The sequence below is a fragment of the Pedobacter agri PB92 genome, from assembly GCF_000258495.1.
Classification (GTDB): domain Bacteria; phylum Bacteroidota; class Bacteroidia; order Sphingobacteriales; family Sphingobacteriaceae; genus Pedobacter; species Pedobacter agri.
Genome location: NZ_AJLG01000158.1, coordinates 1 through 11601, shown reverse-complemented (window position 1 = coordinate 11601; position 11601 = coordinate 1). Strand labels below are relative to the sequence as shown.

Genomic DNA, 11601 nt, shown 5'->3' with positions numbered 1-11601 from the left:
ACGTACACACTAAAATAATGATGAGATTGAAATCAGTCATTTTTATTTTTTAGGATAAACTTTAGGCTTCCGGTGTTAAAGACGTTAATTTGCATTGGTTGATGTGCCTTAACAACGCTTCTTTCCTTTTCTTCATTCAACGAAAAATAATGCGGTGCTAAAACAGCAGTTTTATCAAATCCCAAAGTAAGATAAGATTCACCTGCTGACCAATCGCGATCTGCATAGGTCATGATATCATTGGGTTTGTATTGCTTGAAAAAATCATCAGTAGCTTACTTAAACCACCTGAGACAGAATAGCCAGACTTAACTGCGAAGCGAATAAGTTCAGCTGATTTATAATCGATACTGTGTGACATTTTGCGGAGCGCTGAAAATGTAGCCACAGCAATAAGATCATCATTCTCGAATAATCCCAATTTATACCTACAGCTTACGTAAGCTTGCAAATGATTTTCATTTAAAAAAGTTTCAGTGGCAACTTTATCTAATTTATGAATTTTTGTTTTGCGCCCATGTATTTTCTTATTCAACCCTAGCAGCGACATTATTCTTGCTAATGCCTGCCGGGGTTTGGCAAACCAGACGTCTTCCCATAAATGGATCAGTTTTATGCCCTCGGAAGAATAGTTTAACTGTAACGCTATTAATTCGGCTGGCTTGAAGTGGTTGTTTACATTAACTAAATGAATAATGAGCTGGTGTTTATTGATAAAAAGGAGACTAAAATGATCGAGTAAAAAAAAATGGCTTCCCAAATTAAGCTCAGCCAAAGCTGAAACTATTTGATGATGCCATGCATTTTCTTTTGTTGTTAAATTGCTCAATGATCTATGTAATTGTGATATTGGGCAAAATTAACTAAAGAACTTTAAATCCATTCCTTTTCTTTGAAGTGCGCATGAATTATTTCAATTAGTGTCTCTACTTCTTTCAATTTCACGTCATCAAGTTCAGTAAGTTTTAAACCCGACTTATCATCACCAAAGCGCACCAACTCCTGGTTCGAAGTTGAAAATTCATTTGTATTTACTTTTACTTCTACCTCATTCCCGTTAATGTAAATCCCGCCAAAAAATCGTTCTGTTGTTTTACCGCCTTCATTTTCGATATTTTTTTCGCTATAAAGATCGTACCCGCTTTCAGAATTTTCATGTACAGTATAACCTCGAGTTGCGTATGGCTGTAAACCAGCTCTTATCGTTTGAAAAATTTCTACAAGATCAGTTTTCATAAAGTATTTTGATTTTAAATTGTAAACACGAGATGGACAATATTGTTTACGAATTTATCAGTCAATCCACCATTTTGATACAGGCATTTCACTATTTAAAATTAGTGTTTGGCCAAGTTGCGGCGTTGCTATTTTAAGGTTTTTTTCAGCTGCCGCCTTTACTACCCTATTGATTGGCTCATTCCATGGGTGCATGGCTAAACTAAATTTAGCCCAATGCACTGGCATTAAAACTTCTGCTTTTAAATCAATAGCAGCCTGAACCGTTTCTTCAGGGAACATATGGATATGTGGCCAATAGGCATTATATTGGCCGCATTCTAATAGAGCCAGATCAAAAGGTCCATACTCTTCTCCAATTTTCGAAAAATGGGTGTCATAACCAGAATCTCCGCCTAAAAACAATTTCCATTCTTTGTATTGTAAAACAAAAGCAGACCAAAGCGTTTGGTTTCGCTTAAATTTTCTTCCGGTAAAATGTCTTGCAGGAACAGCTGTGAATTTTAAATTCGCATTAACCTGAGCAGATTCAGTCCAGCACAATTCTTTTATCTTATCACTTTCAATTCCCCATCTTTCTAAATGCGCTCCTACGCCAATTGATGTGACAATCTCTTTTACATTTGGAGCGACTATTTTTATACTTTCATAATCTAAATGATCATAATGATCGTGAGTAATGAGCAACACATCAATGTTCTTAAAATCCTCAGCTTTAACAAAAGAAGTTCCTGGAAAAGCCTTACTTCCGATAAACGAAAACGGCGAAGGCGTTTTGCTGAATACCGGATCAACCAGAATTCTTGTATCATCTATTTTAATCAGGTAAGATGAATGCCCAAACCAAATAATTTCCGGAGCGGCACTTAAAGGTTTACCATCGAGATCTGGCTGGGTAAATTTTAAGGCTTTATGCGGAATTTTGTCAGGATGCTTATCGAATAAAAAAGCTTTTAGCACTTTGAAAAAACTAACGCCTTCAGGCTGCATTGGAGTGAAGCTTTCGTTCTGCAAAGCGCCATCACGATAGTTATTTAAGTGATGAATTTTGTCAAGTCTCAATCCCCGAGGTAATCTTCCAAATACAGGAAGATTTGTAATAATTAAAACTAGAACGGTTAATATCAGTATGGCGTAAAGGGCAATCATGTAAATTAAAATTTTGGCCAATGTACATATTTGCACATTTATGTATCAAATAATCAAGTCAGCGAAAAGCAAAAAAGCTCCAAACCTGGAGCTTAAATTTCAAAACTCAAATAAAGTGCTTAATATTCATCATTAAATGCGAATATTGGCTTTCTGCTCATCCACTTGCCTCCGGTGAAATCGGGAAATTCAACTGTTTCATTTCCTAATTCTATCGATTGCTCACTTAACGGTGTAATGGCACTCCAAGCTGCCGCATCATACACATCGAGTGGAGTGGGCAAATTACGTTTCGCAGATTCAATGAATGCATTAATGACGAAAAAATCCATTCCACCATGTCCCGCCCCTTGTGCATCATTACCATATTTTTTCCATAGTGGATGATCGTATTTATCTAACCAGTCTTTAGCATTGTCCCACGCATGCGGCTTACTTACTCCTTCAACATAAATGCTCTTATTTACATCCATCCACAAACCTTTAGTACCCTGAAAACGGAAGCCTAAAGAATAAGGTCTTGGTAAGTTTGTATCGTGTTGTAGGATGATGGTTTCCCCGTTTGCACAATCTATAGTGGTTGTTACAATATCACCGAGCCTAAAATTAACTTTTGCATTTGGATGAGTTGTACCACCCTTTTCAACAATATAATTATGTAAACCACGAGATTTGGTAGCAAAAGAGTTTAGCTTTAAAAAGCGGTTACCCCTGTTAATATCAATACATTGTGCTATTGGGCCAATACCATGTGTTGGATATAAATCTCCATTACGATAAACCGAATGGTTGGTTCTCCATTTGGCTTCCGAAAAACCCTTTTCACCGAATTCAACTCCGTGGCCGTACGGATTGATTCCATCATTAAATTTAACTTCTCGTAAATCATGCTGATAGCCTCCTTGAAAATGTATCATCTCGCCAAATACACCCTGGCGTACCATATTCAGTGCAGCAAGAACATCTCTGCGATAGCAAACGTTCTCCAACATCATCACCTGTGCATCACCCGCCTCCGCGGCATGGACAACATCCCAATGATCTTGCAAGTTGATCCCTAATATTACTTCTGTGCCGATATATTTGATGCCAGCACCAATGGCACCCAAAATCATTGGTTTGTGTAATTCCCAGGGCGTTGAAATCACTACTGCTTTGATATCCTTTAGTTCGAGCATCTTTTTCCAGGCATTTTCATCACCCTTAAAAATTTTAGGCATTGGTTTACCGCTTTTTGCTATGATGGCTTTACTCATGGTTAACATTTTATCATCCACATCGCAAATGGCTACCAGATCAACATCATCTCTATTTAAAAGCAGGCTTAGGTGATTTTGGCCCCTCAACCCCACTCCAATCATCACCACCTTGACTTTTGTACTAGCGGTTGAGGCAAAAATGGATTGATCTGGAATTGTCGCAAAAGCCGCAGTTGTTAAACCTGCATTTCTTACAAATTGTCTTCTATTCATACGCTATAATTGTTGCTCGTTTGTTCGATTTTTAAAAATATTGTTAACCTAATGTATCGATATTTAAATACCTTCAGAAAAAAAGAAGGAAAAAATATCACGCAAACGTTTGATTAATTTAGTAATTTACAAAATGAAAAAGTAGTTTAGCGGCGCAATGCAATCAAAACCAACAACGATTAAGGAAATCGCCAAAATTTTGAAAATATCCCCTTCCAGCGTATCCAGGGGGTTACATGATCATCCGAGCATCGGAGCTGTTACCAGAGAAAAAATTAAGCAGCTGGCAAAATCACTAAGTTACCAGCCTAATAATGCTGCAATTTTATTTCAAAAGGGAAAAACTTATACTATTGGCGTGATCCTGCCTGAGTTATCTGAGCACTTCTTTTCAACAGCTATATCGGCCATTGAAGATGAAGCTTTGAAAAAGAACTACACCGTGATTTTTGCGCAATCTCATGATAATTACGAGCAAGAAGTTAAGCTCGTTGAGAAAATGAAAAATCAACGAGTGGATGGTTTACTGGTATCCATCAGCAAAGACACCTCAAATTTTGATCATTTTGAAAAACTGAACACCTTTAATATTCCGGTTGTGTTTTTCGATCGTATTCCGCCATTTAAAAATGTTCATTATGTGGCCTGCAGTCTTGAAACTGCTACAGTAAAGGCACTTAATTATTTGTTAAAGAAAGGCCATAGAAGTATCGGAATGATTAATGGGCCAGCTACGCTCTTTGCAAGCGAAGAACGTAAAGATGGCTATATACAGGCCATTAGCTTTAATAGATTAAAATTTGATCCATCACTTATTGTAAATTGCGATTTAACAGAAAAAGGAACAATAGAAGCTGCAAATGAATTTTTAAATCATAAAAGAAAACCTACCGCAATTGTTGCTTTTAATGATTACGTAGCGCTGTTTCTAATTAAATACTTTAAAAAGCTAAATGTGATTAACGATTTTGATATTGTGAGTTATGCTAATCTTCCAATTATCAGTTATATAGATAATTCTCCTATTGCTTCTGTGGAGCAATACCCATATTTGCAGGGACAAAAGGCGGCAAATATCCTCCTCGATTTGATGGCAAATCCAAATCCTGAAAATCAGGCATTTTTTAATACCATAGTTGAATCTGATTTAATTGTTAATGAAGTAAATAAATAATAAAGCCAAACGTTTGTGTAAAATCAATTTCTGTTTAAACTACCCGGAAGAATGTGATATAACTTTTTAAACGCAGCAATAAAATGCTGAGGGTTTTTGTATCCAACTAAAAATGATACTTCATTAACGGGCTTCTTATCAACAGTGAGATATTGATAAGCTTTTTCCATCCTTATTTTATAAAGATAACCAAAAACCGTATAGCCGGTTACTTCTTTAAAACCTTTCTTCAACTTAAAATCATTTATTCCAGTCATTCTAGAAAGTTCCATCAATGAATTTGGATTTTGCAAATTGCCCTCGACAATTTTTTTCGCTAATAAAATTCTATCTATATCTACTTTTTTCAGTGAAAAAGTTTCCTTTTTAGTTTTTTGGCTGATGTAAAATATGATGAGTTCGAAAATCTTTGACTCAATAAATATGCGTTTTAGTCTGCCTGTATGTGGTGAATTAGTAATTGCCTGTAGTAATAAATCAATTTCAGGAGGAATATTTTTTTTAACTGATAAGTTTTCTAGTTTGAATTCAGCATCGGCTATCTTATCAAAGTAAGATTTTGTAAGTTGGATATAAACATACCTTGCTTTTTCGGAAACACTTAGTACAACATTGTTTAATTCTTCATCATTAACATGTTGTTGTTTTGATGCTATCGAGCTTATGTCATTGCCTCCGTTTTTGTAATAACAATTTATATTACCATCGAGACAATAACAAAATCCAATATTACCTGCAGTAGTATCGTACAAAAAATCAAAACCACCTACGGTTTCGATCTCAGTTAGATTGATATGAATTCCATCAAACCAGTTCTCGTGTATTTTTACCTGATAATCCGCTCCGGAAAATATCCGCTCAACCTCTTCAATATCTGATTCAGTTTCGAAATTACTTGCATATATCTTGGTATAAAGGACTTTTCCGGTTTTCAGTTCCGATAATTTAATTTCCATTTCTTTTAATCCGTATTACGGCATTAATTATCCGTTTAGCGTTATCTGGTTTTTCTTATTATGCACAAATTTGCACAATTATTTATAATTAGTCTAAATAAATGAAGATATATTTATTCATTGTGTTATCCCTATTTGGATTCATAGCTGTGGCTCAGGAAATTAAAGGCGATACTACAAAGGCAAACGAATTAAAAGACGTGGTTGTTACTGGCCAATTTGGCCCGCAATCGATGAAAAGCTCAGTTTATAATGTTAGAACTATTAGTTCAGAAAAAATAAGGTTGCGTGGTGCAGTTAATTTACAGCAGGTTTTGAATACCGAATTGGGTTTTAGGTTTAGTAATGATTTGACATTGGGAACAACTGACGTAACAATTATGGGAATGACAGGCAGAAATGTAAAAGTGCTTTTAGACGGTGTACCAATGATTGACCGATCAGACACACGTGAAAGTTTGAACCAGATTGACATTAATACTATCGAGCGGATCGAAATTGTTGAAGGACCGATGTCAGTGGTTTACGGATCAGATGCTTTGGCTGGTGTCATCAATATCATCACCAAGCAAGCAGGAAAATCTCTTGTAAATGTTACCGCAAGAATCCAGGAAGAAACCGTTGGAAAAGAATATGGCGCTTTTTCTGACAAAGGAAATCATATTCAAAATGTTGGTTTAAGCTGGCGAAATAATGGATGGAGTGCTGTGGCTGGTTTGACGCACAATGATTTTGCTGGCTGGAATATCAAGCCAAGTACTACTTCAAGAGAAATTGTAGACCAAGACTTAGCCAACGGCAGCAGATGGAAACCAAAGGAGCAGTGGCTAGCCAATACCAAAATTGGTTACCGAAATGAAAATTTTAATATCTGGTATCGTTTAGATGGTTTGCACGAGGAAATCGTCAGCCGTGGTGGGATGAACACCTTAAACTATATTGCAGAATGGCAAACTTATAAAACCAAGCGATATACCAATCAGTTACAATCAGAATGGAGCGTAAATTCGCAATTACAAATTACTGCAATTGCCGGATATTCTGATTTAACACGATTAACGCGAACAATAAATCACAATTTTAGTACCGGTGCTGATGTTTTAAGTACCGAACAAGGAAAACAGGATACTGCGAAATTCAATTCAACAATTTTTAGAGCAATAGCACAATATATAGTCAGTCCAAAAGTTTCCCTTCAGCCTGGAGTTGAATATAACAGAGACGCTGCAAGCGGGCAAAGAATAAATGGCTCACCTGTGATTAATGATTATGCTTTCTTCCTATCGTCAGAAATAAAACCTATTAAAGGAATTAATATCAGACCAGGACTAAGATTGATCAAAAATTCCATTTATCCAGCGCCTCCAATCATTCCATCATTAAATACGAAATTTTCTTTAAATGATTATTTTGATTTGAGATTAGCTTATGCAAGGGGTTTCAGGTCTCCGGCATTGAGAGAACTATACTATGATTTTGTTGATGCCAGTCATAACATTATCGGCAATCCGAATTTAAAAGCAGAAGAATCAAACAGTTTTAATGGTTCATTAACATGGACAGGAATGAATACCACTGAATTACAATTCCGCTCTACGCTTGCTGGTTTCTATAATCTATTTAAAAACAGAATTACGTTTGCGCAATCATCACAAGATGCGACCATGACTACCTTATTTAATGTTTTAAAGTACAAAACAACAGGTTTTACTTTGGACAACACCATCATTTATAAAAACCTTAATGCCACGATTGGTGCATCTTACATCGGCAGGTATAATGATCAGCTGGAAAACAATCCTGATTTAACCATTCCTGAATTTGCCTGGTCGCCAGAAATTACGGCAACCATCTTATACAACCTGCCGAAAATTAAGGCAAACATCAGTTTGTTTTATAAATATTCTGGTGCTGTTCCAAGTTATCAAAGTGTGGGCACAAGTACTACAGATTACCAACTTGTAGAAATTGGCGGTTTTAGTTTAGCCGATTTAATGTTGAATAAAAGCATCTATAAATACTTTACGATTAATGCTGGCGTAAAAAACCTATTTGATGTAACCCGATTGAGCAATACTTCTACTGCATCTGGAGGTGCTCATAGCACTGGCGGAGGCGCTGTACCCTATAGTTACGGCCGCTCATATGTGCTTGGCGTATCTTTTAACTGGAATAAATAATTTAAAAAACACAAAATAAAAATATGAATAAACTTAACTCAATGATTGCAATTGCCGCTTTGGCAATCACTTTTACCGCTTGTAAAAAAACTACTGAAGAGCCTATTATTGTTGTTCCGCCGTCTGATGGTGCAACTTTAACCTTGAGTGGCAAAACAGCTGAATCAAACTATGCAAATATTGTTTTTGCAGATCTAAGCACTGATAAATCAACACCCGTTGATAGAAAGAGCTTTAATTTCGGTTTAACATCTGATAGCAGATTTAGAGTAGTACTAAATGCTGCCTATCAAACCACAGCGGTTAGCACTTCAAAAACAGACATTGCAGCCGTTACTATCGCTGATCCTGGAACGACGGTAAACCTGAATCATGATATTACTGATGCTTCAACAGCAACCTTAGTAGATAACTGGGATGGTGATATTAGTAAAACAGCTATTCCTGAAATTAGCGCAACTGATGCAGATAACAAAGTTTTTTTAATCAGTTTTGAAGGAAGCAAAGATAAAGACAAATGGTTCAAAGTAAGAATTACACGTAATGGCACAGGCTATAAAGTTCAATATGCAAGATTATCTGAAACCGCTATTAAAACCTTAGATGTGGCGAAGAGTTCAGACTTCAACCTTGTTTTTGTTTCATTGGAAAACAATAAAACAGTTACTGTAGAACCTAAAAAAACTGACTGGGATTTTTCTTGGAGTTACGGCACTTACAATTCAGGTTTAGGTTCCCCTTATTGGTTCCAGGATTATATTGCAACTAATAACCTTGCAGGAGTTTCTGCTGCTGAAGTTGTGGCCACAAGCACCTTAACCTACGCAACTTTTGCCGAAAGTAATATTTCAGGATTAGCCTTCCTTAATACAAGAGATGCAATTGGAAGTAAATGGAGATCAACCACAGGTACTGGTATTAAAACCGACCGCTTTTATGTAGTAAAAGATGGTGCAGGTAATATTTACAAATTAAGATTTGTTAGTATGGGTGTTGGAAGCGACGGTGGTGAACGAGGCAAGCCCGTATTTGAATACAAGCTCGTTAAAAAGGGATAGTTTTAATGCGCTCTCAATAAGAAAATATGTTTTGTTAGTTGGATAGATGCTCCCCGCGATGGGGAGCTTTATCTTTTATAGCAATTTAAATTAGAGATAGCTCTGGGGAAACCTAAAGATGTAATTCATCAAACTCGGATGCCGTAAAGAACGAGTTGCACTTGGTGACAGATCTAAGACTGTGCCATCCGATCTCATAGTGATTAACAAAAATATTAGCTAACAGTTTTTTACTGCGTAATCCGCAAATAGCTACAAAATTCGTTTTAACGCAAAAAGGTCCCGACCATAGTCGGGACCTTTTCGTTCATACTCGCGAAATATTATTTTCCAGAGTTTTTCTTGTCAGTTACTTCTGCACGGATTTCTTGTGCTAAAACTTTAAGATCTTGCATTGCTTTACGCACACGAGTACCAGCAGCTGCATTGCCAGCATTATAAAATTTTTCTACATCTGCTTCAATCGCAGCAACAGCAGCTTTAACTTTTGAGAATTTTTCCATCGCTAATTGATGTTTTTAAGGTTTAAAAAATTTATTTTTTTCAATAATACATATTTACCTTGAATTAACAACAGAAAGCAAATATTAATTTGGAAGAAGTTTTGCACATTCTAACAATCGAAAAAATGCCCTGACAGTATTATAGAAGTAATATTTGAAATTATTCACTCCTATTTTGGCTATTTAACCAAGCTGTTTAGATAACAAAATCAAATTATTAAAGGTTTCGTTTGCGCTATGTATACAACGTTCATAATCGGCCTCGGTAACACTTTCATTGAGAATGGAAACAAAACTTTTCCACTTTGCACTTAACTCTTCACCGTAAACGCCATAATAATTTAAACCATCTTCGTGGTTAGCAAAATTTGGATTGGCAAGAATATGCTTTTTAATCACATTACCGCCAAGTGTTGCTCCTTCCAGCACGTACAGTGCACCTAACACCTCTGCATTATTTTGCCCAGGTATAAATAAATCGAAATTCAGCTCAGGTAAAGTTAATGGATCAATGTTCCAGTAGGCTAAATCTTTTTCAAGTGCAGCCAATTTAAATCTGTTTTTCATATCAAGCTGCGCCGCTAAATCAGCATCGAGCATGTTTGCTAATTTATTCTCTAATTTTTGGTGAATGATATAATTGATGGTTAAGAGTTTTTTATAGTTTTCTACACTTAACGTATTGTTCATAATCTCATTAACAAACATTAATGATTCTAATGACTCATGGCCTTCTGCCGTTTGTGTCCTCAATAAATTGGCAATCATACTTGGGTTTTATCTATTATTTAAAAGGTTATTAAAAAGAAAAGATTCGAATTATCAAACTCGAATCTTTTGTGTTTTATCAAAATTAATTTAACCGTAAGTGTTGGTTAAACCAAAAATCGTGAACAGAATGGACACATTTTACTAAGTTGTCATATCCGTCGGGTTTGGTTAAATAGGCATTTGCACCAAATTCGATTGATGCTTTTACATCATCAGGATTATCAGAAGTTGAAAATAGTATTACAGGCACAGATTTCAAATATGGAATATCTCGAATAAATTTCAACAAGTCTAAACCTGATAAACCAGGCAGGTTCAAATCCAGTAAAATTAATTTTGGTTTTGTTTTGGTATTGGCAAATGCCTGCAATTTTTCCAAAGCCTCAGTTCCATCTTCTACAATACTTAGGTTTAAAGTATCTTTAACTTCCTGTACGGCACTTTGCATAAAAAATGCATAGTCCATATCATCCTCCACGTAAAATATATCTGGTGTATTCATTTATCTATTTTTAAAGGCTACATAAAATGTCGAACCTACATTCAGTTTACTTTCGAACCAAACACGTCCGTTATGTCTTTCAACAATACGCTTCACAATTGCCAGGCCTACTCCTGTTCCCTCAATATCTTTAACATTGTCCATACGCTTAAAAAGCTCAAAAACCCTGTCGTAATAACGGTTATCAATTCCCATACCGTTATCTTTAATTGCATAAATAGTTTCACCACTATCTACATGTGCTGAAACCTCAATTTTCGGCTTATCAACCATTGATGAGTATTTAACAGCATTACTAATTAAATTTGTAAATACTTGTGCAATCATGGTTTTATCACCCTTAATATCTACGAGTTGGCCTAAAACTAGTTCGGCGTTGTCTGCTTTAAAAGCCGCCCATACTTCTGCACTAATTTCTTTAAGCAATAGCTGCATGTTTACGCTATCATAAACAATTTCCAGGCGACCAACTCTTGCCAGATTCAAAATCTCCTTAATCAGGAAATTCATCTTGCCTGCACCATGTAAAATCCGGTCTAACATTTTTCGGCCACTTTCGTCAATGCTCTTGTTTTGAGCATTAACTCTGAGTGTGTACGT

Annotated in this window: 13 protein-coding genes; 3 read left to right on the top strand and 10 right to left on the bottom strand. The window is 35.9% G+C overall.

Annotated features, from left to right (window positions below; genetic code table 11):
- Window positions 1–32 precede the first annotated feature (32 nt).
- The 5 genes from ON09_RS18700 to ON09_RS18680 all read right to left on the bottom strand — a co-directional run bounded on the left by ON09_RS18700 (window position 33) and on the right by ON09_RS18680 (window position 3857).
- Entirely contained in the window at window positions 33–233 is a 201-nt protein-coding gene (locus tag ON09_RS18700; RefSeq protein ID WP_010602594.1) for a hypothetical protein, read from the bottom strand.
- Window positions 230–829, bottom strand: coding sequence for a hypothetical protein (locus ON09_RS18695; protein WP_010602593.1), 600 nt, complete (start codon window positions 827–829; stop codon window positions 230–232). Before ON09_RS18695 ends, ON09_RS18700 begins: the two co-directional genes overlap by 4 nt.
- Before the next feature lie 44 nt (window positions 830–873).
- A complete protein-coding gene (locus tag ON09_RS18690; RefSeq protein WP_010602592.1) occupies window positions 874–1236 on the bottom strand; it encodes a hypothetical protein in 363 nt (120 codons plus the stop codon).
- Between the two features lie 57 nt (window positions 1237–1293).
- The gene (locus ON09_RS18685; protein ID WP_039842867.1) at window positions 1294–2385 is read right to left on the bottom strand and encodes an MBL fold metallo-hydrolase; all 1092 of its coding nucleotides are present in this window, start codon (window positions 2383–2385) and stop codon (window positions 1294–1296) included.
- 119 nt (window positions 2386–2504) lie between these two features.
- Window positions 2505–3857: a Gfo/Idh/MocA family protein gene (locus tag ON09_RS18680; protein ID WP_010602590.1), complete on the bottom strand. Its 1353-nt coding sequence runs from the start codon at window positions 3855–3857 to the stop codon at window positions 2505–2507.
- A 157-nt stretch (window positions 3858–4014) separates the two neighbouring features.
- Between ON09_RS18680 and ON09_RS18675 the strand changes: the two genes are divergently transcribed.
- Entirely contained in the window at window positions 4015–5031 is a 1017-nt protein-coding gene (locus tag ON09_RS18675) for a LacI family DNA-binding transcriptional regulator (RefSeq protein ID WP_010602589.1), read from the top strand.
- A gap of 23 nt (window positions 5032–5054) precedes the next feature.
- Here ON09_RS18675 and ON09_RS24430 read toward each other — a convergent pair whose 3' ends face one another.
- The gene (locus tag ON09_RS24430) at window positions 5055–5987 is read right to left on the bottom strand and encodes a helix-turn-helix transcriptional regulator (protein ID WP_010602588.1); all 933 of its coding nucleotides are present in this window, start codon (window positions 5985–5987) and stop codon (window positions 5055–5057) included.
- A 101-nt stretch (window positions 5988–6088) separates the two neighbouring features.
- On the opposite strand from ON09_RS24430, the gene ON09_RS18665 reads away from it, so the two are divergent.
- Window positions 6089–8167: a TonB-dependent receptor plug domain-containing protein gene (locus ON09_RS18665; RefSeq protein WP_010602587.1), complete on the top strand. Its 2079-nt coding sequence runs from the start codon at window positions 6089–6091 to the stop codon at window positions 8165–8167.
- A 23-nt stretch (window positions 8168–8190) separates the two neighbouring features.
- Window positions 8191–9225, top strand: a complete 1035-nt coding sequence (locus tag ON09_RS18660; RefSeq protein WP_010602586.1) for an HmuY family protein — start codon at window positions 8191–8193, stop codon at window positions 9223–9225.
- A gap of 323 nt (window positions 9226–9548) precedes the next feature.
- Here the strand turns inward: ON09_RS18660 and ON09_RS18655 are convergent, their stop codons facing one another.
- The 4 genes from ON09_RS18655 to ON09_RS18640 all read right to left on the bottom strand — a co-directional run.
- The gene (locus ON09_RS18655; RefSeq protein ID WP_010602585.1) at window positions 9549–9728 is read right to left on the bottom strand and encodes a hypothetical protein; all 180 of its coding nucleotides are present in this window, start codon (window positions 9726–9728) and stop codon (window positions 9549–9551) included.
- Between the two features lie 183 nt (window positions 9729–9911).
- Entirely contained in the window at window positions 9912–10496 is a 585-nt protein-coding gene (locus ON09_RS24425) for a biliverdin-producing heme oxygenase (protein ID WP_010602584.1), read from the bottom strand.
- A gap of 85 nt (window positions 10497–10581) precedes the next feature.
- Complete coding sequence (locus ON09_RS18645) at window positions 10582–11001, bottom strand: response regulator (RefSeq protein ID WP_010602583.1); 420 nt, start codon at window positions 10999–11001, stop codon at window positions 10582–10584.
- The coding region (locus ON09_RS18640; protein ID WP_010602582.1) for a sensor histidine kinase at window positions 11002–11601 on the bottom strand (600 nt) is incomplete at its 5' end. It abuts the gene before it with no gap.

What these genes read in the sequence shown, in the direction of transcription:
- ON09_RS18700 (WP_010602594.1), bottom strand. Translation starts at nt 233, where the DNA reads ATGACCTATGCAGATCGCGATTGGTCAGCAGGTGAATCTTATCTTACT.
- ON09_RS18690 (WP_010602592.1), bottom strand. Translation starts at nt 1,236, where the DNA reads ATGAAAACTGATCTTGTAGAAATTTTTCAAACGATAAGAGCTGGTTTA.
- ON09_RS18685 (WP_039842867.1), bottom strand. Translation starts at nt 2,385, where the DNA reads ATGATTGCCCTTTACGCCATACTGATATTAACCGTTCTAGTTTTAATT.
- ON09_RS18680 (WP_010602590.1), bottom strand. Translation starts at nt 3,857, where the DNA reads ATGAATAGAAGACAATTTGTAAGAAATGCAGGTTTAACAACTGCGGCT.
- ON09_RS18675 (WP_010602589.1), top strand. Translation starts at nt 4,015, where the DNA reads ATGCAATCAAAACCAACAACGATTAAGGAAATCGCCAAAATTTTGAAA.
- ON09_RS24430 (WP_010602588.1), bottom strand. Translation starts at nt 5,987, where the DNA reads ATGGAAATTAAATTATCGGAACTGAAAACCGGAAAAGTCCTTTATACC.
- ON09_RS18665 (WP_010602587.1), top strand. Translation starts at nt 6,089, where the DNA reads ATGAAGATATATTTATTCATTGTGTTATCCCTATTTGGATTCATAGCT.
- ON09_RS18660 (WP_010602586.1), top strand. Translation starts at nt 8,191, where the DNA reads ATGAATAAACTTAACTCAATGATTGCAATTGCCGCTTTGGCAATCACT.
- ON09_RS18655 (WP_010602585.1), bottom strand. Translation starts at nt 9,728, where the DNA reads ATGGAAAAATTCTCAAAAGTTAAAGCTGCTGTTGCTGCGATTGAAGCA.
- ON09_RS24425 (WP_010602584.1), bottom strand. Translation starts at nt 10,496, where the DNA reads ATGATTGCCAATTTATTGAGGACACAAACGGCAGAAGGCCATGAGTCA.
- ON09_RS18645 (WP_010602583.1), bottom strand. Translation starts at nt 11,001, where the DNA reads ATGAATACACCAGATATATTTTACGTGGAGGATGATATGGACTATGCA.